Genomic DNA, 26,213 nt, shown 5'->3' on the forward strand with positions numbered 1-26,213 from the left:
TAGACTGGGCGCACTATGGATGACCCGCTGAGTCCCGTCTCCCACCCGCCCGCGCCCCTCCTGCACCCGAGTCCCTCGGGACGGGGCCCCGCCGAGGGAGGACGCTGAGCCCGTGGAATGGCTGCTCGTCCTCGCCGGACTGATCCTCATCCTCGGCAACGGCTTCTTCGTCTGCGTCGAGTTCTCCCTGGTGGCCCTGGACCAGTCCACGGTGGTCCGGAAGATCGAGGAGGGGGACGCCAAGGCGGAGCCGCTGCTGCGGTGCCTGAAGTCCCTGTCCACCCAGCTGTCCAGCTGCCAGCTGGGCATCACCATCACGACCCTGCTCACCGGCTACACCCTCGACGCCGGCATCCAGGGGCTGCTGGCCGAGCCGATCGCGGCGCTCGGCCTGGAGCCCTCCCTGACCCGCCCGCTGACCTTCGTGCTGTCCATGACCGTGGCGACCATGCTCTCCATGGCCATGGGCGAGCTGATCCCCAAGAACCTCGCGATCTCCGTGGGCTACCCCGTCGGCCGGGCCATCGCCCGCCCCCAGCTGATGTTCACCGCCGTGATGAAGCCGCTGGTGGTGCTGACGAACGGCACCGCCAACGCGGTGCTGCACGGGCTGGGCATCGAGCCGAAGGAGGAGCTGTCCGGGGCCCGCTCGCCGGAGGAGCTGTCCTCGATGGTCCGCCGCTCCGCGGACCTCGGGACCCTGGACGCCGGGACCGCCAACTTCGTGGCCCGCACCCTGCTGTTCTCCGAGCGCACGGCCTCGGACGTGATGACCGCCCGGCGCCAGGTGGACATGCTGCCCACCACCGCCAGCGTGCAGGAGATCATCGACGAGGCCCGCGCCACCGGGCACTCCCGCTTTCCCCTGTTCGAGGAGAACCAGGACGACGTGCGCGGGGTCGTGCACATCAAGCGCGCCGTCGGCGTGCCCCCGGCCAAGCGCGAGGAGGTCGAGGCCGGGGCCCTGATGGACGAGGTGCTGCGGGTTCCCGAGACCATGCACCTGGACGCCCTGCTGCGCGAGCTGCGCGCCGGGAACCTGCAGGTCGCCGTCGTGCTGGACGAGTACGGCGGCACCGCGGGCATCGCGACCCTGGAGGACCTCGTGGAGGAGATCGTCGGGGAGGTCGCCGACGAGCACGACCGCGTCGTGCCCGGGGTGCTGGAGACCGCCGACGGGCGCTGGCACTTCCCGGGCCTGCTGCGCCCGGACGAGGTGACCGAGCGGGTCACCCCGCTGGACATCGACGAGGACCCCGCTTACGAGACGATGGGCGGGTTCATGATGGACCGGCTGGGCCGGATCCCGCAGGTCGGGGACCAAGTCGCCATCGACACCGGGATCCTGGAGGTCGAGCGGATGGACCACCGCCGGGTGGACCGCATCCTGTTCACCCCGGCCCGGCAGGAGCCGGAGGAGACCGTGGGCGATGACCTCGGGCCCGAGCGGGCCATCACGACCCCCGGGGGCCTGCCGGCCGCCCCCGAGCCCCGACGCGAAGGAGGTGCGGCATGAGCGAGTGGACCGCCCTGATCTGGTTCGTGGTGCTGCTGATCGGCAACGCCTTCTTCGTGGCCAGCGAGTTCGCGATCATGTCCGCCCGGCGCTCGCAGATCGAGCCCCTGGCCGAAGCCGGGAACAAGCGCGCCCAGACCGCGCTGCGCGCCATGGAGCACGTCTCCCTCATGCTCGCCTGCTCCCAGCTGGGCATCACCGTGTGCTCGCTGGTGATCCTCAACGTCGCCGAACCCGCCGTGCACCACCTCGTGGCCGAGCCGCTGATGCACCTCGGGCTGGCCGAATCCGCCGCGGACCTCACGGGCTTCCTCATCGCGCTGCTGGTGGTCACCTTCGCCCACGTGATCTTCGGGGAGATGGTGCCCAAGAACATCTCCGTGTCCACCGCGGACCGCGCCGCCCTGTGGCTGGCCCCGGTGCTGGTGGTCATCTCCCGGCTGGTGCGCCCGATCATCTGGTTCATGAACTGGATCGCGAACGCGGCGCTGCGCCTGATGCGCATCGAGCCGAAGGACGAGGTCTCCTCGACCTTCACCGCCGACGAGCTGCAGACGATCCTCGAGGAGTCCACCGCGGAGGGCCTGGTCACGGACGCGGACGGGATGCTCTCGGGCGCCCTGGAGTTCTCCGAGAAGACCGTCAGCGACGTCATGGTTCCGGTGGACCAGGTGCTGTGCCTGCCCTCGGACAGCTCCCCGCACGATCTGGAGCGGGCCGTGGGCCGCACCGGCTTCTCCCGCTTCGTGCTGGAATCCGAGGACGGAACCTATCTGGGCTACCTGCACGTCAAGGACGTGCTGTCCATCCCGGATGAGCGCTACCGTGACCCCACCCCGCTGACCCGGGTGCGCTCGCTGATCAACCTGCGCCCGGAGACCACCGTGGAGGACGCCCTGGCCACGATGCAGCGCACGCACGGGCACGTGGCGCGCGTGGTGGCCCGGGGCGGGGAGACCATCGGGGTGCTGTTCCTGGAGGACGTCCTGGAGGAGCTGATCGGAGAGGTGCGGGACTCGACGCAGACGATGGGCCGCCGCCGCAGCGTGCGGGCCCCCGAGGGCTCGTGAGTCCCTCCTGATTTGCGAACGGTTCGCAGCAAGTGCGATGCTTGCTGCGAATCGTTCACAACAAAGCCGGGCGCCGACCGTCCGGTCCGTCGTCGAGGGGGAGGCCATGAGGAAGATCGCCGCGGGGATCGTCGCGGGGCTGGGCTGCGCGGTGCTCGCGCTGTCCGGCTGCTCGTCGCAGCAGGAGGACGCGGGGCAGGACACGGGCAAGCCCACCATCGTGGCCACCACCTCCGTCTACGCCGACATCGCCCGCCAGGTGGCCGGCGACGACGCGCAGGTCACCGCGATCGTGGACTCCACCAGCCAGGACCCCCACTCCTATGAGGCTACCGCCCAGGACAAGCTGAAGATCAGCCGGGCGGACCTCGTGGTGCTCAACGGCGGCGGCTACGACCCCTTCATGTCCGAGGCCGCCGAGGGCGCCGACGGTAAGGTCATCGACGCCGTGGCCGTCTCCGGGCTGCCCGGGGCCGAGGAGGCCGCCGAGACCCAGGAGCACGATCACGACCACGAGCACGACGACCACGATCACGGGGACTTCAACGAGCACGTCTGGTACGACGTCTCCGCGATGAAGAACCTCACCCACGCCATCTCCGAGGACCTCGGGAGCATCGACGAGCAGCACCGGCAGGACTACCACGACCGCGCCCAGGCCTACGAGCAGAAGCTCGATGAGCTGAGCTCCGACCTCAAGGGCATCGGCGCCTCCGGACGCACCTACCTGGCCACCGAACCCGTCCCGGACCGGCTGCTGGATGCCGCGGGGATGAAGAACGAGACCCCGGAGGCCTTCTCCTCGGCGGTCGAGGCCGAGTCGGATGTGCCGGCGGCGACGCTGAACGAGGTCCACCGGATCATCGACGGCGGATCGCTGGACCTGCTGGCCTTCAACCCGCAGACCGAGACGGCCCAGACCCGGCAGCTGCGCTCCGCCGCCGAGTCCGCGCGCGTGCCGGTCGTAGACTTCACGGAGACCCTTCCCGAGGGCAGGGACTACCTGAGCTGGATGCGCGGCAACATCGAGAACCTGCGCAAGGCCCTCGCCTGAGCGGAGCGCGCCCCGCAGTCCAGGCGTCCGTCCCTGCCCGACACCCCAGCCCCGACCCCCGTGAGGAGCACCGACCCCCGTCGTGAACGCCGTCGCCCGTCCCGCCCCAGCCCCCGGAACCCAGCCGGCCGCCGTCTCCTTCCGGGACGCCCGGCTCTCCTTCGGCCAGCGCACCCTGTGGAGCGGCCTGAACCTGGAGATCGCGCCGGGGGAGTACTTCGCAGTGCTCGGGCCCAACGGCTCCGGCAAGTCCACCCTGCTGCAGACCATCCTGGGCCTGCTGCGCCTGTCCGAGGGGCGGGTCCGGGTCCTCGGGCACGCCCCGCACCGCGGGGATCCCGGCATCGGCTACATCCCGCAGCAGCGGATCCTGTCGCAGGACACCCCGCTGCGCGCCCGGGACATGGTCCGCCTCGGCCTGGACGGGCACCGCTGGGGCACCGGGTGGCCCTCGCGGGCCCGCCGCGCCCGGGTGCAGGAGCTGCTGGAGCAGGTGGGGGCCGCCGACTACGCGGACGTGCCCGTGGGGCTGCTCTCCGGCGGGGAGCAGCAGCGGCTGCGCGTCGCCCAGGCGCTGGCCGCCCGGCCGCGGCTGCTGCTGTGCGATGAGGCCCTGCTCTCCCTGGACCTGCGCCACCAGGAGGCCGTCAGCGGACTGATCGAGGACTACCGCAGGAGCGAGGGTGCCACCGTGGTCTTCGTGACGCACGAGATCAACCCGATCATCGACGACGTCGACCGGGTGCTGTACCTGGCCAACGGCCGGTTCACCGTGGGGACCGTGCCGGAGGTGATGCGCGGGCAGGTGCTCTCCGCCCTGTACGACACGCCCGTGCAGGTGCTGCGCTCCGGCGGGCGCTACATCGTGGTCGGCGGGCCCGAGCACGACGCCGCCACCCCGCACTGCGCAGGCTCAGCACCCCGGGAGCTCGATGCGGAGGGGATGCGCTGATGTCACCGGCCATCCTCGCCGCGCTGGCGCACCCGGGGTCCGTCCTGCTGGGCCAGGAGACCGGCTTCTGGCAGCGGGTCTTCGTCTTCGAGGACTACGGCGAGCTGCTGCAGCTGCTGTACCCCTCGATCATCGCCGGGGCCATCCTCGCGGTGATCGGCGGGGTCACCGGGGTGTTCGTGACCCTGCGGGACTCCGCCTTCGCGGTGCACGGGATCGCCGAGCTCTCCTTCGCCGGGGCGGCCCTGGCCCTGCTGATCGGCGCGGATGTGGTCACCGGATCCCTGGTCGGCTCGGTGGCCGCGGCCCTGCTGATCGGGCTGCTGGGCTCGCGCACCAGCCGCCAGCAGTCGGTGATCGGCACGCTGATGCCCTTCGGGCTGGGCCTGGGCATCCTGTTCCTGTCCCTGTACCAGGGGCGCTCGGCCAACCGCTTCTCGCTGCTGACCGGCCAGATCGTCTCCGTGGACGCCGCCCAGATCGGGGAGATGGCTCTGGGCGCCGTCGTCGTGGTGGGGGGACTGCTGCTGCTGTGGCGGCCGCTGACCTTCGCCAGCGTGGACCCGCAGGTGGCCGCGGCCAAGGGCGTGCCGCTGCGGGCGCTGTCCCTGGTGTACATGCTGCTGCTGGGGGTCGCGGTGGCACTGTCCGTGCAGGTGGTGGGGGCGCTGCTGGTGCTGGCCCTGCTGATCACCCCGGCGGCGGCGGCCAACCGGCTCACGGCCTCCCCGGTGCGCTCGGTGCTGCTCTCGGTGCTGTTCGCTGAGGTGGCCATGGTGGGCGGGATCCTGCTGGCCCTGGCAGGCTCCCTGCCGATCAGCCCCTACGTCACGACGATCTCCTTCGCGATCTTCCTGGTCTGCACGGGGATCCAGGCGATCCGGCGTCGGCACAGCGCCTCGGGACGCCGCACCCCGGCGGAGGAGACGACCGCGGAGAAGGCGGTGGCCGACCGCGGGCACCGGGCCTCCTGAGCCCCACCAGCCTCGCTCGGATCGGGTTCGTCTCAGTGCCGCTGGGCGGCGGCGCACTGGGCGCAGATCCCGGAGACCTCCACGACGTGGCGGATGTCGGTGTAGCCGTAGCGCCCGGCGATCTGCTCGGCCCAGGCCTCCACGACGTCGGCGCCGATGTCCTCGGCCCGGCCGCAGGAGCGGCAGCGCAGGTGGTGGTGGTGCTCCTCGGCCGCGCACTGGCGGTACAGGGCCTGCCCACCCTCCCCGGGCAGCACGTCCACCTCGCCGGCCTCCTCGAGGGACTGCAGGATCCGGTAGACCGTGGCCAGGGAGACCTTCTTCCCGGATTCGGTGATCAGCCGGTGCAGGTCCTGGGCGGAGTGGAAGCCGTCCAGCTCGGCGAGACTGCTCGTGACGGCCCGGCGCTGGGGTGTGGCCCGCACCGGCTGCCCCTGGCCCCGGTGCTCCCGGTCCGTCGCCGTCCCGCCTCGCTGCGCCGTGCTCACGTGCTCCCCCTGTACCTTCGTGCCTTGAGCTGCGCGTCCGTCGGCCCGACCGCTCTCGGCCGGTTCCGGGCGCTTCCCGCCATTGTGCCGCGTGAGAGCACCGCGACGCCATCGGCGTTCGTCCTCGGCGTGCCCGCGGTCCCGGATCCGCGAGCAGCCTGGGCGGGGATCGGCGTCGGGGTCGGTTCGGTCGGTGCTGAGCTGTTCGGGGCTGTGCTGATCGGGGCTAGGGTGGGAGGCATGAAGCTGACCAAGTACTCCCACGCGTGCATCCGGCTGGAGAAGGACGGGACCGTGCTCGTGCTGGATCCCGGCACCTTCTCCGAGCTGCCCGAGGCCCTGAACGGCGCCTCGTTCCTGCTGATCACCCACGAGCACCCGGATCACTACGACCGCGAGCCCGTGCACGCCTTCCTGGCCGAGCACCCCGAGGTGCAGGTCTGGGCCCCGGGCGCCGTGGTCGAGGAGCTGCGCGAGGCCGTGGCGGATCCGGCGCGCATCCATGAGGCCGTGGCGGGGGAGAGCTTCGAGGCCGGGCCCTTCCAGATCCGCGGGGTGGGCGGACAGCACGCGCTGATCCACCCGCTGGTCCCCGTGGTGGCCAACGTCGGCTACCTCATCGACGGGACCCTCTACCACCCCGGCGACAGCTTCGTGGTGCCCGACGACGCCGAGGTGCGCACCCTGCTGGTGCCGATCCACGCGCCCTGGAACAAGATCCAGGAGGTCATCGACTTCGTCATCGCCGTCGGCGCCGAGCACGCCTACCCGATCCACGACGCCCTGCTGGCCGAGAACGGCCGGAGCATGATCGAGGGGCACGTGCAGAACTTCGGCGGCCGCTACGGCACCGCCTACCGGCACCTGGACCCGCGCGAAAGCGTCGAGGCCTGACCCCCACCCGCTGTTCCGACCCCTTCGAGGAGCCGTCCATGAGCACCGTGTTCACCAAGATCATCCAGGGCGAGCTGCCCGGGCGCTTCGTCTACGAGGACGAGCGCTGCGTGGCCTTCCTGTCCATCCAGCCCCTGTCCGAGGGGCACGTGCTGGTGGTCCCGCGCGAGGAGGTGGACCACTGGATCGACCTGCCCGAGGAGCTGGCCGAGCACCTGATGGACGTGGCCCGGCGCATCGGCCGGGCGATCCGCACCGCGTACTCCCCGCGCCGGGTGGGCCTGATGATCCAGGGCTTCGAGGTCCCGCACACCCACCTGCACGTGTGGCCCACGGACTCCATCGAGGAGTTCGACTTCGCCAACGTGGACCAGGACCCCGCCGAGGAATCCATGGACCGCGCCCAGGTCCGCATCCGCCGGGCGCTGGCCGAGCAGGACTGAGCGCCCCGGGCTCGACCCACCCCCTCTAACGATGCCCGCCCCGCCGCACGGTCGGGCGGGCATCGGCCTGAGGAGCGCTCACCGCCGGGCCGCTGCCGGGCCCGAAGGCGCTCACAGCCCGGCCAGGGCCGCCTTCTGCGCCTTCTGGATCCGCTGGACCGAGACGGGCCGTGCCGTGCCCAGCTCCTGGGCGAAGAAGCTGACCCGCAGCTCCTCCAGCATCCAGCCCACCTCCGCCAGCTCCGGGGGCACCGCGCCGTCGACGGCGTGCCGCTGGGCCGCGGCGTCGTAGGCGTCCTCCAGCTCCTGCACCTGCAGCATCAGCTGGTTGTCGCGGTTCACCCGCTCGCCGATCTTCTCCAGGCGCACCCGCATGGCCCGCAGATACCGCGGCAGGTGCACCAGGTGCGCATACCCGGTGGCCGCCACGAACCCGGGGTAGATCAGGTGCTCCAGCTGCGCCTTGACGTCGTTGTACGCGGTCACCACCGCCAGCGAGGCCCCGGACTTGAGCATTCGGCGCACCGCGGTGGCCTCCTTCAGGATCGAGGCCACCAGGGAGGTCAGCTCGAAGACCGTGTCGATCAGCTCCGCCCGGACGTGCTCGAACAGCCGCTGGAACTGCTCGCGGCGCACCGGCGCCGGATCCGGGGTCAGCTTGTCCAGGGCCGCGACCGTGCAGTCCGCGATCAGCGCCTCCACCGAGCCGTGCGGATTCTGGGTGAACACGATCTTCTCGTCGTTGCGCAGATGATCCGAGACGTACTTCTGCGGGCTCGGCACCTTCAGGGCCAGCAGCCGGATCACCCCGGCCCGCTGGGCCCGGGCCCGCTGAGCCTCGGTGGCCAGCACGCGCACGGCCACCGTCTGCCCCTCATCCACCAGGGCGGGGAAGCCCTCGATGACCTGGCCGGCCACCTCCCGGGTGATGCGGGTGGGCACCTCCTGCTCGGGCCAGTCGCGCAGACCGCCGACCTCCCGCACCGCAGGCCCCCCGGCCGACGACGCCCGGTCCGCCCCCGAACCCGGCTGCGGCCTCCGGTCAGCGCGCGTGCCGGGCGCGCCGTCGTGACCGGCGCCCGCGGACCGACCCGCGCCTTTCTGCCCGGCACCGTTTCGACCACCGGGGCCCGACGCGGCGGCGATGCGCTGCAGCGCGTCCGCCGAGGCGCCCAGCGAGGCCGCCAGGGCCTCGCGCACCTGCGGGGCCAGCCGCTCCTGCAGGGCCTCCAGGTCCCGGCCCTCGCCGAGCACCCGGTTGCGCGGATCCCGGACCTGGAAGGTGACTCGCAGGTGCTCGGGGACCTTGGACCAGTCCCAGGACCCCGGCGGGATCACCACGCCCCGGATCCGGCGCAGGGCCAGCTCCAGGGAGCTCAGCAGATCATCGGTCTGGGGGTCGAACTCCTCCGTCAGGCGCTGCACGGCGGCGGCCGCGACGTCCGGGGCGGGCACGAAGGACTTGCGCACGGCCTTGGGCAGGGAGCGGATCAGGGCCGTGACCAGCTCGGTGCGCAGCCCCGGGATCATCCACTCGAAGGGCCGCTGGCGCAGCTGGTTCAGGAACACCACGGGCACCTGCACGAACACCCCGTCCGCGCTGGTCTGCGCCGAGCCGGGGGCGGAGGGGGCGAACTCGTAGCGCAGGTCCAGGCGCAGCGTGGAGTCTTCCGTGTCCACCTCCCACACCCGGGGGAAGGCGGACTCGTCGTACTCGGCGGCCTCGGCGTCCACCAGCCGCTCCGGATCCAGATCCAGCAGGTGCTCATCCTCCTGCCGGGCCCGCTTCCACCAGCGGTCGAAGTGCCGCTCGGAGACCACCTCGGCCGGGATCCGGGCGTCGTAGAACGCGTACAGGGCGTCGTCGTCGACCCGCAGGTCCCGACGCCGCAGCCGGGCCTCCAGCGCCTCGACCTCGGCCAGGCGCTGCTGGTTGCGCCGGAAGAAGCGGTGCCGGGTGCGCCAATCGCCCTCCACCAGGGCCTTGCGGATGAACAGCTCCCGGGACAGCTCCGGGTCGATCCGCCAGTAGTCCACGGGACGTTCGGCGTAGACCGGCACGCCGTACAGGGTCGCCTTCTCGTAGGCCATGACCGAGCCGCGCTGGGCGGACCAGTGCGGCTCCGAGTGGGTGCGCTTGAGCAGGTTCCCGGCCGCCTGCTCGATCCACTCCGGGCGCACGGCCGCGACCGTGCGGGCCCACAGCCGGGAGGTCTCCACCAGCTCCGCGGCCACCACCCAGTCCGGGTTCCTCTTGAACAGACCCGAGCCGGGGAAGATCGCGAAGCGGGTGCCGCGGGCCCCCTGGTAGTCGCGCTTGCGCTCATCGCGCAGCCCGACGTGGCTGAGCAGCCCGGTCAGCAGGGCCCGGTGCACGGCCTCCTCGTTGACGCCGGGGTCGATGTCCCGGCCCTTCCCGACGCGCACCTCGGCCTGCTGGCCCAGCTGGCGCAGCTGCTCATAGAGGTCCTGCCACTCTCGGACCCGCACGTAGTTGATGAACTCGCGGCGGCACAGCTTCCGGAATTGGCTGGAGGACAGCTCCCGCTGCTTCTCCTGCAGGTGCTGCCACAGCAGCAGGAAGCTGGAGAAGTCCGAGCGGTCATCCCGGAACCGGGCATGCAGCTCATCGGCCTGCTGGCGCTTGTCCGCGGGGCGCTCGCGGGGATCCTGGATGGTGAGGGCCGCGGCCAGCACCATGACCTCCTTGGCCACGCCCAGCTCCTGGGCGGCCACGATCATCCGGCCCAGGCGCGGGTCCACGGGGAAGGCCGCCAGGCGCCGGCCGATCGCGGTCAGGGGCGAGGCCCCCGCGCCGCGCCCGCCGCGGGTCCGGCCCCGGCCGCCTCGCCTGCCCTTCCCGGCGCCGCGCCGGGGGGCCTGGGCGGCGTCGTCCCCGGGGGTGTCCTCGATCCTCTCCTTCAGCGCCCCGAGCTCGCGCAGCACCGCGACGCCGTCGCCGATGGCCCGGCGGGCCGGGGGCTGGACGAAGGGGAAGCGCTCCATATCCCGCGGGGAGCGCACCACCCCGATGCTCATGGTGTGCAGGATCACCGCGGCCAGGTTGGTGCGCAGGATCTCCGGGTCCGTGAAGGCCGGCCGGGAGTCGAAGTCCTCCTGCGAGTACAGCCGGATCGCGATGCCGTCCGAGACGCGCCCGCAGCGCCCGGAGCGCTGGGCCGCGCTGGCCTGGGAGATCCGCTCGATGGGCAGGCGCTGGACCTTGGTGCGCGTGGAGTACCGGGAGATCCGGGCGGTCCCCGGGTCGATCACGTACTTGATCCCGGGAACGGTCAGCGAGGTCTCGGCGACGTTGGTGGCCAGCACGATCCGCCGCCGAGCCCCGGTGGGGCGGAAGACCCGGTGCTGCTCGGCCATGGACAGCCGGGCGAACAGCGGCAGGATCTCCGTGCCGGTGAGCCTGCGGTCCTTGGCTACCAGATCCGTCAGGGCGTCCTCGGCGTCGCGGATCTCCCGCTCCCCGGCGAAGAAGATCAGGAGGTCCCCGGGGGCCTCGTCGGCCAGCTCCAGCACGGCGTCGCACACCGCCTCCAGCGGGTCTCGGTCCTCCCCGGCGACGTCGTCCTCCTCATCCGGCAGCGCGGGGTCCTCGGTCAGCGGACGGTACCGGATCTCCACGGGGTAGGTGCGCCCGGAGACCTCGATGATCGGGGCGGCGTCGGCCGGCATCGGCTCGTCCTCGGGGTGCTCGGCCACCGGGTCGAAGCTGGGCGCGAAGTGCCGGGCGAAGCGCTGCGGGTCGATGGTCGCCGAGGTGATGACGACCTTCAGATCCGGGCGCTGAGGGAGGATGCGCTTGAGGTAGCCCAGGATGAAGTCGATGTTCAGGGAGCGCTCGTGCGCCTCGTCGATGATGATCGCCGAGTAGCGCTTGAGCAGCGGATCGTGCGGGATCTCCGCGAGCAGGATGCCGTCGGTCATCAGCTTGATCCGGGTGGCCTGGGAGGTCTGCGCGGTGAAGCGCACCTGGTAGCCCACGGTCTGCCCGATCGGCTCGCCCAGCTCCTCGGCGATCCGCTCGGCCACGGAGCGGGCGGCCAGGCGCCGCGGCTGGGTGTGCCCGATGCTCCCGCGTTCGCCCAGGCCCAGCTCCAGCAGCATCTTGGGGATCTGGGTGGTCTTCCCGGAGCCGGTCTCCCCGGCGATGATCACGACCTGGTGCTCCCGGACCGCGTCCATGATCTCCTCGCGGCGCGCGGAGACCGGCAGGGCCTCCGGATAGGCGATCTCGGGGCGGGAGGGCGCGGAATCGGAGGGCGCGGGCGCGCCCGCGGCGGGGGAGGGGGAGCTGTTCGACATACTTCCTGCCATCCTACTGATCCCGCCCGCGGGGCGGCCTCCTCCCGGAGGCGGAGGGAGAGTTCATCCCTCGGGCGGATGTGGGCGGCGCGGGGTTCTTCCTAGCCTCGAGACCATGATCGAGAACCTCCAGCACGTCGTCGAGACCATCCCTGCGATCCTCAGGATCCTCGCGCTCGCGGGCCTCGGGGCCATCCCCTTCGTGGAGTCCTATTTCGGCTCCGCGGTCGGTGTGCTCGCCGGGGTCAACCCGGTGCTGGCGGTCGCCGCGGCCTCGCTGGGCAACATGATCTGCATGATCGTGCTGGTGCTGGGCGCCGGGCGGGTGCGCGGCGCGGTGACCGCCCGTCGCGAGCCTCGCACGCCGAGCCGACGGCGGCAGCGCTTCGACCGGCTCTTCGACAAGTACGGCGTGGCCGGGGTGTCCCTGCTGGGGCAGACGGTGCTGCCCAGCCAGATCACCTCCGCGATGATGGCCGGCATGGGTGCGAACCGCACGAAGATCATCGCCTGGCAGTGCGTGTCCATCATCCTGTGGGGCACGCTGTTCGCGGTGCTGGCCAGCGTCGGCCTCTGGACGGTGGAGTGAGGCGCGGACGCCGATGCGGCATCGAGCGACTCGCGAGCCGGATCGTGCGACGTGGACCGGATGATCCGGCGCGCGAAGCACGATCCGGTCCGCGAGACGGCGTCGCCGCGGCCGCATCCGGGCATGGAAAGTGCCCTCGATAGGATTCGAACCTACGACTTCCTGCTCCGGAGGCAGGCGCTCTATCCACTGAGCTACGAGGGCAACGCAGAACAGCGTACCAGGAAAACCGGGCGCCGCGCACCACGGGGCGGGCGCGGCCTTCGGTAGACTGGCACACCGTGACTCCCGAAGAACTGACCCGCGCCGTATCCGCCGCCCTCGACGAGGCCCTGCAGGCCCAGGAGCTGACGCTTTCCGAGGGCGCCGCCCGCCCCGAGGTGCGCATCGAGCGGCCCAAGAGCCGCGAGCACGGGGACTGGGCCACCAACATCGCCCTGCAGCTGGGCAAGCGGGTGGGCCGCAACCCCCGGGAGGTCGCCCAGATCCTCGCTACCCGCCTCGAGGCGATCGACGGCGTGGCCGCCGTGGACATCGCCGGTCCCGGCTTCCTCAACATCCGGCTCGACGCCGCCGCCGCCGGCGCGCTGGCCGCGACGATCCTCGAGCAGGGGGAGGCCTACGGGCGCAGCCGGGACCTGTCCGGCACCCACATCAACCTGGAGTTCGTCTCCGCCAACCCCACCGGACCCATCCACCTGGGCGGGACCCGCTGGGCCGCCGTCGGGGACTCCCTGGCCCGGATCCTCGAGGCCTCCGGGGCCACCGTGACCCGTGAGTACTACTTCAACGACCACGGCACCCAGATCGACCGCTTCGCCAAGTCCCTGCTGGCCGCCGCCCGCGGGGAGGCCACCCCCGAGGACGGATACGGCGGGCAGTACATCCACGACATCGCCGCCGACGTGCTGCGCGAGGCCCCCGACGCCCTGGAGGCCGCCGACCCGCAGGAGGTCTTCCGCTCCCACGGCGTCGAGCTGATGTTCGCCCAGATCAAGGCCTCCCTGCACGAGTTCGGCGTGGACTTCGACGTCTTCTTCCACGAGAACTCCCTGTTCGACTCCGGGGCCGTGGAACGCACCCTGGAACAGCTGAAGACCAGCGACAAGCTCTACTTCGCCGACGGCGCCTGGTGGCTGCGCTCCACCGACTACGGCGACGACAAGGACCGGGTGGTCATCAAGTCCGACGGCAACGCCGCCTACATCGCCGGGGACATCGCCTACATCGCGGATAAGCGCGCCCGCGGGGCGGACCTGGCCGTGTACATGCTCGGCGCGGATCACCACGGGTACATCGCCCGGCTGAAGGCCGCCGCCGCGGCCATCGGGGACGACCCGGACGCCGTGGAGGTCATGATCGGGCAGATGGTCAACCTCGTGAAGGATGGTCAGGCCGTGCGCATGTCCAAGCGGGCCGGGACCGTGGTGACCCTGGAGGACCTCGTGGAAGCCGTGGGGGTGGACGCCGCCCGCTACGAGCTGACCCGCTACTCCGTGGACTCCAACATCGACGTGGACCTGGACGTACTGACCAAGCGCTCCAACGAGAACCCGGTCTTCTACGTCCAGTACGCCCACGCCCGCACCCGGGCCGTGGCCCGCAACGCCGCCGACGCCGGGGTGATGCGCGATGCCGGCACCTTCGACGCCGCCCTGCTCTCCGGTCCGGCGGACGAGGAGCTGCTGGCCGCCCTCGGGCAGTTCCCCGGCGCGGTGGCCGAGGCCCAGCACTTCCGCGAACCCCACCGGGTGGCCCGCTACCTGGAGGCCCTGGCCGGGGCCTACCACCGCTGGTACGACTCCTGCCGCGTCGTGCCCCAGGGCGATGACGAGGTCTCCGAGGTGCACCGCACCCGCCTGGCCCTGAACGACGCCACCGCCCAGGTCCTGGCCAACGGGCTGGGTCTGCTCGGCGTGTCCGCCCCGGAGCGCATGTGATGCCCGGGCAGCCCGACCCGAGCGTCCCCTCCGCGCCCGCCGCGCGGACGGACCCGCCGAGCCCGGATGCACTGACCCCGGATGCAGTGACCCCGGACCCGGCGGCCCTGGACCCCGTGATCTGGCCGGACTCCTTCCGGCGCGCCGCCGACGGTGAGCTGACTCTGGACGGGCACGGCGCCCGTGCGCTCGCCGAGCGCTTCGGCACCCCGCTGTACGTGGAGTCCGAGGAGGTCTTCCGCGCCCGCGCCGCGGCCTTCCGCACGGCCTTCGAGCGAGCCTTTGCCGAGCACGGGGCGCAGGTGAGCGTCTACTACGCCGGCAAGGCCTTCCTGTGCGCCGCCATCGTGCGCTGGGCCCGCGAGGAGGGGCTGAACCTGGACACCGCCTCCGGGGGCGAGCTGGCCCTGGGGCTGGCCGCCGGGATGGAGCCCGCCCGCATCGCCCTGCACGGGAACAACAAGTCCACCCGGGAGATCCGGCAGGCCCTGGAGGCCGGGGTGGGCCGCATCGTCGCCGACTCCGTGCCGGAGCTGCTGCTGATCGAGCGGATCGCCGGGCAGCTGGGAGTCACCGCGCCGGTGATGATCCGGGTGACTCCCGGGGTGCACGCCGAGACCCACGAGTTCATCGCCACCGCCCACGAGGACCAGAAGTTCGGCCTCTCCCTCGCCCCGGACACGGCCCGCCTGGCCTGGGCGCAGATCCCGGCCGCGGTGCGCGCCGAGGCCTGGCCGGACCGGCAGGAGGCTCCCCAGGATTCCGTGGCCGAGCTGGCCGCGGAGCTGGCCGAGCACCTGCCGCACCTGGACCTGCGGGGGCTGCACTGCCACATCGGCTCCCAGGTCTTCGCCCCGGAGGGCTTCGATCTGGCCGCCCGCCGCGTGCTCGCGACGATGGCGCGGCTGCGGGATCGCTTGGGCCGGGTCCTGCCTGAAGCTGATCTGGGCGGGGGATACGGCATCGGCTACGTCGCCGGGGACTCCCCGAGGCCCATCGAGGACCTGGCTCGGGCCATCGCGACCTCGGTGGCCGAGGCCTGCGCGCGGCTGGAGCTGCCCCTGCCGCACCTGTCCTTCGAACCCGGCCGGGCGATCACCGGGCCCGCCGGGGTCACCCTCTACACCGTGGGCACGATCAAGGACGTCGCTCTGGAGGCCGCGGCCGACTCCGACGTCGCCGCCGACGCCGGTCAGCCGGCGGTGCGCCGCTACGTCGCGGTGGACGGCGGCATGTCGGACAACGCCCGCCCGATCCTCTACGGCTCCGAGTACACCGTGACCCGCGCGGATCGCTCCCCGGCGGGGGAGCAGGTGCTCTCCCGGGTGGTCGGCAAGCACTGCGAATCCGGGGACATCCTGGTGCGCGACTGCCTGCTCCCGGCGGACCTCGCCCCCGGGGACCTGCTGGCCGTGCCCGCCACCGGCGCCTACTGCTGGTCCCTGTCCTCCAACTACAACTTCCTGACTCGCCCCCCGGTGGTGGCCGTCGCTGCCGGGCGCGAACCCCGGGTCATCGTGCACGGACAGAGCATCCAGGACCTGCTGGACCGCGACGCCGAGCTGTAAGCCGCCCCGCCCGACGTCCCCGATCCCGACCGACCCCCGCCCCGCACCCCTCCCGAGGAGAGCCCATGAACGACACGCCCCTGTCCGTCGCCCTGCTGGGATCCGGCACCGTCGGCTCCCAGGTCGCCCGGATCCTCCTGGAGGACGCCGAGGAGCTGACCCAGCGCGTCGGTGCGCCCCTGCGCCTGATCGGCATCGCGGTGCGGGATCCGCAGGCGCCCCGGGACTACGCCGCCCCGGCCGGGCTGTACACGACCGACGCGGACGCGCTGATCGACGCCGCGGACGTCGTCGTGGAGCTGACCGGCGGCATCGAACCGGCCCGCACCCGCATCCTGCGGGCCCTGCGCGCCGGCAAGCACGTGGTCTCCGGGAACAAGGCCCTGCTCGCCCGCGAGGGTGCCGCGCTGCAGCGCGCGGCGGACGCCTCCGGGGCGCAGCTGTCCTACGACGCCGCGGTGGCCGGGGCCATCCCGATCCTGCGGCCCCTGCGCGACTCCCTGGCCGGGGATCAGGTCGAGCGGGTGCTCGGGATCATGAACGGCACCACCAACTTCATCCTCGACGCGATGCACACCACCGGGGCGGACTTCGACGACGCCCTGGCCGAGGCCCAGCGCCTGGGCTACGCGGAGGCGGATCCGACCGCCGACGTCGAGGGTCACGACGCCGCCGCGAAGGCCGCGATCGTCGCCTCCCTGGCCTTCCACGCCGAGTTCACCCTCGAGGACGTGCACTGCGAGGGCATCACCGGGATCACCGCCGCCGACGTCGCCGCCGCGCAGGCCGAAGGCTGCGTGATCAAGCTGCTGGCGGTGTGCGAGCGGCTGGAGGAGGGCGTGAGCATCCGCGTGCACCCCACCCTGGTGCCGAACGAGCACCCCCTGGCCAGCGTGCGCGGGGCCTTCAACGCCGTGTTCGTCCACTCCCGCGACGCCGGCCAGCTGATGTTCTACGGGCCCGGCGCGGGCGGGGCACCCACGGCCTCGGCGGTCATGGGGGACCTGGTCTCCCTGGCCCGACGGGTGGTGCTGGGCGGCCCGGCCGTCCCGGATTTCTCCTACGCCCAGCTGCCGGCCGTCGGGCCGGAGGATGTGGTCTCCAGCTACACGATGGGGCTGCAGGTGAAGGACCGCCTCGGGGTGCTGGCCGGGATGGCCCAGGTCTTCGCCGAGGAGGGGGTCTCCATCCGGACCATGCATCAGACCAAGCACGGCCCCCACCGCGGGGCCGGGCAGCCGGAGACCACGATCCGGGTGGTCACCCACCGGGCCGCGGACCGGCGGGTGCGGGCCACCATCGAGAAGCTGCGCGGGCTGGACGCCGTGGATGCGATCACCTCGGTGATCCGGGTGGAGGACTGAGGCCGGCCATGCACCGCTCGGACCAGACCCCGTCTCCCTCTCCGGCTGCCTTCGCGGGCCGGCCCGTCACCGGGACCAGCCCCGGTGAGGCGGTGCCCGTCGGCGCGCGGGTCAGTCTCCGGGTCCCGGCCTCCTCGGCGAATCTGGGCCCCGGCTACGACACGATGGGCCTGGCCCTGGGCCTGTACGACGAGCTCACCGTGACCCGCACCGCCGAGGGCCTCGCCTTCGAGCTGGAGGGCGAGGGCGCTCAGACCGTGCCCCGCACCCCCGAGCACCTCATCGTGCGCGCGATCCGGGCCGCCTGGGCCGCGGCGGGGCTGACGGGTGAGCTGCCGGGGCTCGGCATCCGCGCTCGCGGGCGCATCCCGCACTCGCGGGGACTGGGCTCCTCCGCCTCCGCGATCGTCGCCGGGGTCGTGGCCGGCAGCGCCCTGCTGCCGGAGGATCTGCGGCTGAGCGAGCAGGCTCTGCTGCAGGTCTGCTCCGACCTGGAGGGCCACCCGGACAACGTGGCCCCGTCCCTGTTCGGGGGACTGGCGATCTCCTGGGGCGAGGAGCACCCCGAGGGGCCGCGCTGGCGCAGCGCCCGGGTGCCCGTGGATCCGCGCGTGCATCCCGTGGTCGCGGTGCCGGACTACGAGGTCTCCACCCGGCTGGCCCGGGAGCTGATCCCCGCGCAGGTGCCCCACGCGCTGGCCGCGGCCGACGCCGGCCGGGCCGCGCTGCTGGTGCGGGCCCTGAGCGGGGCCCCCGAGCTGCTGCCGGCCGCGACCCGGGACTACCTGCACCAGGAGCACCGCTGCGAGGCCATGGTCCCGACGGCGCGGATGGTTCGGGCCCTGCGCGATCGGGGCTTCGCGGCCGTGGTCTCCGGGGCCGGGCCGAGCGTGCTGGTGCTGGCCGAGTCCGCCGATCGGGCCGAGCAGGCCGCCCGCGAGATGCGGCACCTGGGTGCCGAGGCCGCCGGGCAGGACCCGGCCGCGCCGCACTGGCGGATCGAGGGGCTGGCCATCGACGCCTCCGGTGTTATACTGGTGGACGAGGAGCGCCCGATCCGGCGCCGGTAGAGGCCCGAGATCAGCCCCGCTCCTCGACGGCACGGCCCGGTCAGCCCCTGACCCCGTGGCCTGCCGAGGCTGGCTCCTCTCCCCGTCTGGGAGAGTCGCACGTCGAGCTGTCGGACCCTCACCCATCCGGTCGTCGACCGTGTCGCGAGACCCCTCGCGTCATCTCCGCGGACACCGCGTCCTCCCCACGAGCACGCGCTCCCATCGTCGCCGCTGCTGAGGTCCATCCCGGCCCGACGCCAGGCCCACCCACCCGCACCGACCGTCCCGCAGCCCGCGGGAGCCGTGCGGGACCGATGCCCCGACGCCGCCTGCGCCGCGGGCACGCCACCATGAACTTCGGCTTGGGGCGCCATCATCGAAACAGCCCCAGGCCATGTCGAGGGGGAAGGATCCTTCGTGACCGAAACGACCGACCTGTCCACGGGTACGGACCAGCCGGGCGAGACCCCGGCCCAGGACTCCCGCGCCGCCGCGGGAGCCGAGCAGAGCCAGAAGGGCCAGGGCGGACTGTCCGCCCTGAAGCTGGCTCAGCTGCAGTCCCTGGCCTCCCAGCTGGGGATCACCGGCGCGCGCCGCATGCGCAAGTCCGCGCTGGTGGACGCCATCTCCGCGCACCAGCGCGGCTCCGCGGTCGCCGACCGGGAGAAGAAGGCCGAGCAGGCCGCCGCCGCGGCCGCCGAGGTCACCGGCCAGGACGCCCCGGCCGAGCAGAAGCCGGCGCGGCGCACCCGCTCCCGCCGGGCCGACTCCGCCCCGGAGACCGAGCAGTCCGGATCCGGCGCCGAGCAGGGCGGCGAGCAGAAGAGCCCCGAGCAGAAGAACGCCGAGCAGAAGGGCTCCTCCCGCCGCGGACGCGGGGGAGATGAGCGCTCCGGGGAGCAGGACGGCTCCCAGGACAAGCAGGAGAAGGCCAAGGGCCAGAACGGCCGCGGCTCCCGCGGCGAGGACCACGACGGCGGGCAGGACCAGCGCGAGTCCAAGGGCGAGCGCGGGCAGAACCGCCGCTCCCGCCAGGAGCGCAGCGCCGAGCGCGGCTCCGGGGACAAGGGCGGGGAGAAGCACTCCGAGAAGTCCGGCTCCGAGAAGAACCACGGGGACAAGGGCGAGGGCCAGCACGGCGGCGGCCGGAACGGCGAGTCCAAGGGCTCGCGCGGCAACCGCCGCGGCAACAACGGCAACAACGGCCCCGAGGATGATGACAACCGCCGGGGCGGGCGCAACCGCCGCAACCGCAACCGCAACGACCGTCGGGACCGGCGTCGGGGCCGCAACAGCGGGCCCGAGGTGGATGACACCGAGCTGACCGAGGACGACGTGCTGCTGCCCGTGGCCGGCATCCTCGACGTCCTGGACAACTACGCCTTCGTGCGCACCTCCGGGTACCTGCCCGGACCCAACGACGTCTACGTCTCCCTCGCCCAGGTCAAGAAGCACCACCTGCGCAAGGGCGACGCCGTCGTCGGCGCGATCCGCGCCCCCCGCGACGGCGAGCAGCAGAACAGCTCCCGGCAGAAGTTCAACGCGCTGGTGCAGCTGACCAGCGTCAACGGCAAGAAGCCCGAGGAGCTCACCGAGCGCGTCGAGTTCACCAAGCTCACGCCGCTGTACCCGAACGAGCGGCTGCGCCTGGAGACCGACCCGAAGAAGATCGGCCCCCGCGTGGTGGACCTGGTCTCCCCGATCGGGAAGGGCCAGCGCGGCCTGATCGTCTCCCCGCCGAAGGCCGGCAAGACGCTGATGCTCCAGTCGATCGCCAACGCGATCAAGGAGAACAACCCCGAGGTGCACCTGATGATGGTCCTCGTGGACGAGCGTCCCGAAGAGGTCACGGACATGCAGCGCACGGTCAACGGCGAGGTCATCGCCTCGACCTTCGACCGCCCCGCCGATGACCACACGACCGTCGCGGAGCTGGCCATCGAGCGCGCCAAGCGCCTGGTGGAGCTGGGCCACGACGTCGTCGTGCTGCTGGACTCGATGACCCGCCTGGGCCGGGCCTACAACCTCGCCGCCCCTGCTTCCGGCCGGATCCTCTCCGGTGGTGTGGACTCCGCGGCGCTGTACCCGCCCAAGCGGTTCTTCGGCGCGGCCCGCAACATCGAGAACGGCGGCTCGCTGACCATCCTGGCCACCGCCCTGGTGGAGACCGGATCGCGCATGGACGAGGTGATCTTCGAGGAGTTCAAGGGCACCGGCAACATGGAGCTGCGCCTGTCCCGCCACCTGGCGGACAAGCGGATCTTCCCGGCCGTGGACGTCAACGAGTCCGGTACCCGCCGGGAGGAGAACCTGCTCTCCCCGGACGAGGTCAAGATCATGTGGCGCCTGCGCCGCGTGCTGGCCGGGCTGGATCAGCAGCAGGCCCTGGAGGTGCTCACCTCCAAGCTGCGCGACACGCCCACCAACGTGCAGTTCCTCATGCAGGTGCAGAAGACCACGCTGGGCTCCAAGTCCGACGACTAGCACCACCCGATGACGCCGGCGCCGCATCCCGTCCCCTTCCGCGCGGACGAGATCGCGGCGTCGGCGTCCTCGCGTCCGCAGAGCGCAGCCTTCGGGCGCGGAGCCGACCGAGCCCCTGCCGGGTTCATCCGGTGCGATACTGGACCCGCCCGACGACCCACCCCCCGATCCGTCCGAGGAAGCCATGTTCGAATCCATCCAGACCCTGCTCGATGAGCACCAGCAGCTGCAGCGCCAGCTGGCCGATCCGGCCGTGCACGCGGATCAGGCCAAGGCGCGCAAGCTGGGACGGCGCTACGCCGAGCTGAACGGGATCGTCGAGGCCCACCGCCGGGTGCAGGGCCTGGAGGAGGACATCGAGGCCGCCCGGGAGATGGCCCAGGAGGACGCGGAGATGGCCGCGGAGCTCAAGGAGCTGGAGGCGCGGCTGCCCGAGGCCCAGGAGCGCCTGCGCCGCCTGCTGATCCCCCGGGACCCCGACGACGGGCGCGACGTCATCCTCGAGGTCAAGGGCGGGGAGGGCGGGGCCGAGGCCGCGCTGTTCGCCGCCGACCTGCTGCGCATGTACGCCCGCTACGCCGAGTCGAAGGGGTGGAAGACGGAGATCATCTCCGCCAACGAGTCCGACCTGGGCGGGTACAAGGACGTGCAGATGGCCGTCAAGGGCCGCTCCAGCGACCCGGCCGAGGGCGTGTGGGCCCACCTGAAGTACGAGGGCGGGGTGCACCGCGTGCAGCGGGTGCCCGTCACCGAGTCCCAGGGCCGCATCCACACCTCGGCCGCCGGGGTCCTGGTGTTCCCCGAGGTGGATGAGCCCGAGGAGATCGAGATCCACCAGAACGACCTGAAGATCGACGTCTACCGCTCCTCCGGACCCGGCGGGCAGTCCGTGAACACCACAGACTCCGCCGTGCGCATCACCCACCTGCCCACCGGGATCGTCGTGGCCATGCAGAACGAGAAGTCCCAGCTGCAGAACCGGGAGGCGGCCATGCGCGTGCTGCGCGCCCGGCTGCTGGCCTGGCAGCAGGAGCAGCTGGACGCCGAGGCCTCCGAGCACCGCCGCTCCCAGGTCAAGACCATGGACCGCTCCGAGCGGATCCGCACCTACAACTTCCCGGAGAACCGGATCGCTGACCACCGCACCGGGTACAAGGCCTACAACCTGGACACGGTGATGAACGGGGAGCTGGAGCCGGTCATCCAGTCCGCGATCCAGATGGACGAGGAGCACCGGCTGGCGGCCCTGGGCCACGAGGACTGACCCCGTGGGCCCCGAGCACCCGCGTCCCGAGGCCGCACCCGGGACCGACGTCGCGCCGGCGGACCCGGAGCCGGCCCTGGCCCCCGGGGCGCCGCTGTCCGCGGGGCTGCGGTGTGCGCACCGGCTGCTGGCCGAGGCCGGGATCGCCTCCGCCCGGGTCGACGCCGAGCTGCTGGCCGCGCACCTGCTCGCCGATGCCGAGGGCCGCGCGCCGGGGCGAGGGGAGGTGGCCGCCGGGGCGATCACCGGGCGGTTCACGGTGCCCGCGGGCTACGTCGAGCTCATCCGACGCCGCGCCGCCCGGGAGCCCCTGCAGCACCTGACCGGGCGCGCCCCGTTCCGCCGGCTCGAGCTGCTCGTCGGGCCCGGGGTGTTCGTGCCGCGCCCGGAGACGGAGGTGCTGGTCGATGAGGTCAGCGCGCACCTGGCCGCCCGCCGCGCCGAGGCCCAGGGCTCTGAGGCCTCCGGCTCCGAGCCCCCGGGTTCTGAGAGCGCGCCCGACCCGGCCCCGCTGGTCGTCGACCTGGCCACCGGCTCCGGGGCGCTGGCCCTGGCCGTGGCCCAGGAGAACCCCGGGACCCGCGTGATCGGCGTCGAGCGCTCCGAGACCGCCCTGGCCTGGGCCGAGCGCAACGCCCGGCGCGTCGCACGGGAGCACGGGGTGCGCATCGACCTGCGTCGGGAGGACGCGCGTGATGCCCTGCCGGGGGCGGAGGGCACGGTGGAGACGATCGTGACCAACCCGCCCTACATCCCCGAGGACGCCGTGCCGCGGGACCCCGAGGTCGCCCGCTACGATCCCCCCGAAGCCCTCTACGGCGGCTCCCCGGACGGCCTGGCGATCCCGACGGCGTTCCTGGAGCGGGCCGCGCGGCTGCTGCGCCCCGGCGGGCTGCTGGTCATGGAGCACGCGGAGGTCCAGGCCGGAGCTGTGGCCGCCCTGTTCCGCGACCGCGGATTCCATCGGGTGCGCACCGTGCGGGACCTGACCGGCCGGGACCGGGCCACCGCAGGGCTGGCCCCGGGATACCCTGGAGAGCGCGCGGAGTCCGCGCACCCCCGAGACGAAAGAGCATCTGCACCGTGAGCGCCACCGTGTACACCACCGATACCGCCGAGGACCGCACCCGCGCCCTGGAGAGGATCAGGGACCTGCTGGCCGGGGGCCGCACCGTGGTGATCCCCACCGACACCGTCTACGGGATCGCCGCCGACGCGTTCTCCCCGGGGGCCGTCTCCCAGCTGCTGGCCGCCAAGGGCCGCTCGCGCACCATGCCCCCTCCGGTGCTCATCGCGGATCCCGGGGTGCTCGACGCCCTGGCCGAGACCGTCCCGGAGACCGGCCGGGCCCTGGCCGAGCGCTTCTGGCCGGGGGCGCTGACCCTGATCGTGCGCTCCCAGCCCTCCCTGAACTGGGACCTGGGGGAGACCCGGGGCACCGTGGCCCTACGGGTGCCGGGGGACGAGCTGACCCGCGAGCTGCTGCGCGCGACCGGTCCCCTGGCCGTCTCCAGCGCGAACCGCACCGGGCAGCAGGCCGCGACCGACGCCGTCGAGGCCATGGCGCAGCTGGGCGAGCGGGTCGAGGCCATCTTGGACGGCGGCCGACGCCCGCTGGGCCGCGACGAGCAGATGCCCAGCGCGCAGGTCGCTCCCTCCACCATCATCGACGTCACGGGCGATCAGCCCGTGGTGGTGCGCACCGGCGCCCTGGACCTCGCCCTGCTGCGCGAGACCGCCCCGGATCTGCTGACCCGCGAGGAGCACGAGAGGATCCTGCGGGCGGAGGACCCGGCGCAGGGTGCGAGCGGCTCACCGGATCCGGCCGAGGGTACCCCTTCCGGGGCCGCGAGCGACGAGCAGGGCCCGGAGGACCCCGAGAGCGGCGGGGCCGACGCCGCGACGAGCACCCGCGGGCCCGGCGACGGTCCGCGAGCGGAAGCCCCGGAGCCGGGCAGCCTCACCCAGAGCCTGCTCGGCACGGGAGGCCCGAGCTCGGGTGCCGCGGTGGATCAGCTGCGCACCCGGGAGGCCGCCGCGGCGGGGCCGGGAGCCGGGTCCGCCCCGGCCGGGCAGCGCGTGGACCCCGTCTCGGTGCAGCGGGCCCGCGCGCTGTTCTTCGATCCGCCCGCCCGGGACTGACGCGGCCTCACCGGCCGCGTCGGCTGACGCCCGCGGCCTGGTGGGCCTGGCGCAGCACGGACCCCACGTGCCGCTCGGGCAGCAGACCGTGCCGTTCGGCCCAGGTGTCGTCCTGGTCCTGGCCGAACCAGGCCAGCTCGACGCGGCGCACCGCCGCGCGCAGGCGGTCCCCGGACAGCCCCGAGGCTGCGTAACCGGCGCGCACCAGCAGCCGGGCCAGGGGAGCGGGGATGCGATGCGGTTCGCGCCGTCCGGCGTCCCGGATCACCGAGGCGGTGGTGGCACCCTCCCACGGCTGCAGCAGGATCTCCGGCAGCGGCTCCTCCCTCAGTCCCGCGGCCACGATGAACTCGGCCAGCGCCTGCACCGAGGTGACCGGGGTGTGCTGGGTGCCGGAGCCCGCCACCGAGGCCAGGAAGGACCCGGCGAAGCGGGCCAGCGCCGTCGTGGTGTCCCGCCCGGATCCCTGTACGGAGGTGGCGCGGATGATGCACAGCTGCGCGGCGTGGTCCCCGGCCACCTGGGCCGGACGCGAGCTCGGGGCGGCCGGGTAGTCCGAGCCGGCCGAGCCCGGAGCGGCCCCCACCTTGGCGGTGGCCGTGATGAACTCGCGCAGCCGCAGCAGGCAGTCCTCTCCCAGGGCCTTGGAGAAGGAGTAGGCGGAGAAGGGTGAGGTGTCGGGGGAGGCGTCCAGGCGCGGCCGGGCCCCCTGCACCGCGGCCGAGCTCAGGTGCAGCACCCGAGTGACCCCGGTGCGCTGAGCGGCCACGGCGACGACGGCAGGCAGCAAGGCGTTTGCCCCGACCAAGGGCGGCAGCTCCTGCTGTCCCGGCGCCGCCAAGCCGGCGGCGTTGACCACGACCTCGGCGCCGGCGAAGGAATCCGCGAGGTAGTCGATCACCGACTCCAGGCGACGGGCTTCGGCGATGACCTGCCCGGCCCCGGTGGCCGAGGTCGCCAGGCGGGGTGCTGCGACCGGGGCGGCCCCGATGCCCAGCTGCTGCAGGCGGGTCATGGTGGCCGATCCGACGAAGCCCGTGGCCCCCAGGACGCGCCAGGTGCTCTGGTTCATGTGGTCTCGCTCTCCTCATATGCGGGCCTCGACCCGGGGGGCTGCCGGGTGAGGTCACGCTAAACTGGTGATCTGCAGCGGGGGTCCGCGCTGTGCCGGCGGCTCAGCCGGCGCGGCCGGAACGCCCTGTGACCACCTTACTGACGTACACGCCTCTTCGGGCGCCCTTGGTCCGGGGTTCGCGCGCCGGCCCAGCAGGGGCAGTCCGAGCCCGCGCACGGGCGGGCCGAGGGGAGAGGAATCCGACGTGCCAGCTGCCGCGCAAGAGCATCCCGCGCGACCCCGCCCCGAGGGCCAGGAGCCCCGGGTGGTGGCGGTGGTGGTCACCTACGACCGCCCCGATCTGCTGCGCCTGACGCTGGCGGGCATCGACGGGGCGCGGATGAGGCCGGCGGCCGTCGTGGTGGTGGACAACGCCTCCGGTCCGCAGACCGCCCGCGTGCTGGCCGAGCACCGGGGGAGCGTCCCCCTGGACGTGGTGCGCCTGGAGCGGAACCTCGGCGGAGCGGGAGGCTTCGCCGCGGGCATCGATCGGGCCCTGCACCGGCACGACGCCGAGCTGGTGTGGGTCATGGACGATGACACCGAGCCGCAGCCGGACACGCTGGCCGAGCTGGTGCGCACCTGGCGGGACTACGCCGAGGACCCGACCCGCCGCCCGGCCTTCGTGGCCAGCCGCGTGGTCTGGACGGATGGGCGCGAGCACCCGATGAACTCCATGCGGGAGCGGATCCTGCCCGGGGGGGGGGGGGGGGGGGGGGGGGGGGGCGGGGGGGGGGGGGGGGGGGGCGGCGGGGGGGGGGGGGGGCGGGGGGGGGGGCGCGGGGGGGCCGGCCCCCGGGGGGGGGGGGCGGGGCCGGCCGCGCCCCCCCCCCGCCCCCCCCCCGGGGGGCGCCCCGCCCCCCGGGCGGCCGCGGGGGGGGGGGGGGGGGCGCCGAGGCCGCGCTGTTCGCCGCCGACCTGCTGCGCATGTACGCCCGCTACGCCGAGTCGAAGGGGTGGAAGACGGAGATCATCTCCGCCAACG

19 protein-coding genes, 1 tRNA gene and 2 pseudogenes are annotated in these 26,213 nt (G+C 73.1%); 18 read left to right on the plus strand and 4 right to left on the minus strand.

All coding sequences use genetic code 11. The features are described 5' to 3' along the window. Positions 1–112: 112 nt before the first annotated feature. The 5 genes from NQ707_RS10255 (at position 113) to NQ707_RS10275 (ending at position 5,566) form a co-directional block, all read left to right on the plus strand. Complete coding sequence (locus tag NQ707_RS10255; RefSeq protein WP_404435719.1) at positions 113–1,516, plus strand: hemolysin family protein; 1,404 nt, start codon at positions 113–115, stop codon at positions 1,514–1,516. Continuing rightward, complete coding sequence (locus tag NQ707_RS10260; protein ID WP_100463038.1) at positions 1,513–2,586, plus strand: hemolysin family protein; 1,074 nt, start codon at positions 1,513–1,515, stop codon at positions 2,584–2,586. The genes NQ707_RS10255 and NQ707_RS10260 overlap by 4 nt, the downstream gene beginning before the upstream one ends. A 106-nt stretch (positions 2,587–2,692) precedes the next feature. Beyond that, entirely contained in the window at positions 2,693–3,640 is a 948-nt protein-coding gene (locus NQ707_RS10265; protein WP_061225021.1) for a metal ABC transporter solute-binding protein, Zn/Mn family, read from the plus strand. Between the two features lie 82 nt (positions 3,641–3,722). Next, positions 3,723–4,592 carry a metal ABC transporter ATP-binding protein gene (locus NQ707_RS10270; RefSeq protein WP_404435722.1) on the plus strand — a complete coding sequence of 290 codons (870 nt, stop codon included), beginning with the start codon at positions 3,723–3,725 and terminating at the stop codon, positions 4,590–4,592. Beyond that, positions 4,592–5,566: a metal ABC transporter permease gene (locus NQ707_RS10275; RefSeq protein ID WP_081046324.1), complete on the plus strand. Its 975-nt coding sequence runs from the start codon at positions 4,592–4,594 to the stop codon at positions 5,564–5,566. Before NQ707_RS10270 ends, NQ707_RS10275 begins: the two co-directional genes overlap by 1 nt. Before the next feature lie 32 nt (positions 5,567–5,598). Here the strand turns inward: NQ707_RS10275 and NQ707_RS10280 are convergent, their stop codons facing one another. Continuing rightward, a complete protein-coding gene (locus NQ707_RS10280; protein ID WP_165590118.1) occupies positions 5,599–6,054 on the minus strand; it encodes a Fur family transcriptional regulator in 456 nt (151 codons plus the stop codon). Positions 6,055–6,294: 240 nt separating this feature from the next. Between NQ707_RS10280 and NQ707_RS10285 the strand changes: the two genes are divergently transcribed. Continuing rightward, positions 6,295–6,948: an MBL fold metallo-hydrolase gene (locus tag NQ707_RS10285; RefSeq protein WP_058731605.1), complete on the plus strand. Its 654-nt coding sequence runs from the start codon at positions 6,295–6,297 to the stop codon at positions 6,946–6,948. A 38-nt stretch (positions 6,949–6,986) separates the two neighbouring features. After that, on the plus strand, positions 6,987–7,391 hold the full coding sequence (locus NQ707_RS10290; protein WP_061225019.1) for an HIT family protein: 405 nt from the start codon (positions 6,987–6,989) through the stop codon (positions 7,389–7,391). A 111-nt stretch (positions 7,392–7,502) separates the two neighbouring features. On the opposite strand, the gene NQ707_RS10295 is transcribed toward NQ707_RS10290, so the two are convergent. Further along, on the minus strand, positions 7,503–11,711 hold the full coding sequence (locus NQ707_RS10295; protein ID WP_404435725.1) for a DUF3418 domain-containing protein: 4,209 nt from the start codon (positions 11,709–11,711) through the stop codon (positions 7,503–7,505). 115 nt (positions 11,712–11,826) lie between these two features. Here NQ707_RS10295 and NQ707_RS10300 point away from each other — a divergent pair, with 115 nt between their 5' ends. Continuing rightward, positions 11,827–12,300, plus strand: coding sequence for a hypothetical protein (locus tag NQ707_RS10300; RefSeq protein WP_058730958.1), 474 nt, complete (start codon positions 11,827–11,829; stop codon positions 12,298–12,300). 131 nt (positions 12,301–12,431) lie between these two features. Here the strand turns inward: NQ707_RS10300 and NQ707_RS10305 are convergent. Beyond that, positions 12,432–12,504: transfer RNA gene (locus tag NQ707_RS10305), tRNA-Arg, on the minus strand. 77 nt (positions 12,505–12,581) lie between these two features. Here NQ707_RS10305 and argS point away from each other — a divergent pair. The 8 genes from argS (at position 12,582) to NQ707_RS10345 (ending at position 24,114) form a co-directional block, all read left to right on the plus strand. Then, positions 12,582–14,240 (plus strand): arginine--tRNA ligase, encoded by a 1,659-nt coding sequence (argS, locus tag NQ707_RS10310; protein WP_058730959.1) that lies wholly within the window; start codon positions 12,582–12,584, stop codon positions 14,238–14,240. Beyond that, positions 14,240–15,808, plus strand: a complete 1,569-nt coding sequence (locus tag NQ707_RS10315) for a diaminopimelate decarboxylase (protein WP_100463034.1) — start codon at positions 14,240–14,242, stop codon at positions 15,806–15,808. The genes argS and NQ707_RS10315 overlap by 1 nt, the downstream gene beginning before the upstream one ends. A gap of 65 nt (positions 15,809–15,873) precedes the next feature. Further along, complete coding sequence (locus NQ707_RS10320; RefSeq protein WP_058748449.1) at positions 15,874–17,172, plus strand: homoserine dehydrogenase; 1,299 nt, start codon at positions 15,874–15,876, stop codon at positions 17,170–17,172. An 8-nt stretch (positions 17,173–17,180) separates the two neighbouring features. Then, entirely contained in the window at positions 17,181–18,242 is a 1,062-nt protein-coding gene (gene thrB, locus NQ707_RS10325; RefSeq protein WP_404435728.1) for a homoserine kinase, read from the plus strand. A gap of 399 nt (positions 18,243–18,641) precedes the next feature. Then, positions 18,642–20,708 carry a transcription termination factor Rho gene (gene rho, locus NQ707_RS10330; RefSeq protein ID WP_193553994.1) on the plus strand — a complete coding sequence of 689 codons (2,067 nt, stop codon included), beginning with the start codon at positions 18,642–18,644 and terminating at the stop codon, positions 20,706–20,708. Positions 20,709–20,892: 184 nt separating this feature from the next. Then, on the plus strand, positions 20,893–21,972 hold the full coding sequence (prfA, locus tag NQ707_RS10335) for a peptide chain release factor 1 (protein ID WP_058730902.1): 1,080 nt from the start codon (positions 20,893–20,895) through the stop codon (positions 21,970–21,972). A 4-nt stretch (positions 21,973–21,976) separates the two neighbouring features. Next, positions 21,977–23,059 (plus strand): peptide chain release factor N(5)-glutamine methyltransferase, encoded by a 1,083-nt coding sequence (gene prmC / locus NQ707_RS10340; protein WP_404435731.1) that lies wholly within the window; start codon positions 21,977–21,979, stop codon positions 23,057–23,059. After that, complete coding sequence (locus NQ707_RS10345; RefSeq protein ID WP_061225016.1) at positions 23,056–24,114, plus strand: L-threonylcarbamoyladenylate synthase; 1,059 nt, start codon at positions 23,056–23,058, stop codon at positions 24,112–24,114. The genes prmC and NQ707_RS10345 overlap by 4 nt, the downstream gene beginning before the upstream one ends. A gap of 7 nt (positions 24,115–24,121) precedes the next feature. Here the strand turns inward: NQ707_RS10345 and NQ707_RS10350 are convergent, their stop codons facing one another. After that, positions 24,122–25,186 (minus strand): NAD(P)-dependent oxidoreductase, encoded by a 1,065-nt coding sequence (locus tag NQ707_RS10350; protein ID WP_058730903.1) that lies wholly within the window; start codon positions 25,184–25,186, stop codon positions 24,122–24,124. Between the two features lie 310 nt (positions 25,187–25,496). Here NQ707_RS10350 and NQ707_RS10355 point away from each other — a divergent pair. Further along, positions 25,497–25,844: pseudogene (locus NQ707_RS10355) on the plus strand (glycosyltransferase); the annotation flags it as partial. Between the two features lie 260 nt (positions 25,845–26,104). Continuing rightward, positions 26,105–26,213 (plus strand): annotated as a pseudogene (locus tag NQ707_RS10360) (PCRF domain-containing protein); the annotation flags it as partial.

The sequence above is a fragment of the Rothia sp. BD8 genome (genome assembly GCF_044878465.1).
GTDB classification, from domain to species: Bacteria; Actinomycetota; Actinomycetes; order Actinomycetales; family Micrococcaceae; genus Rothia; species Rothia kristinae.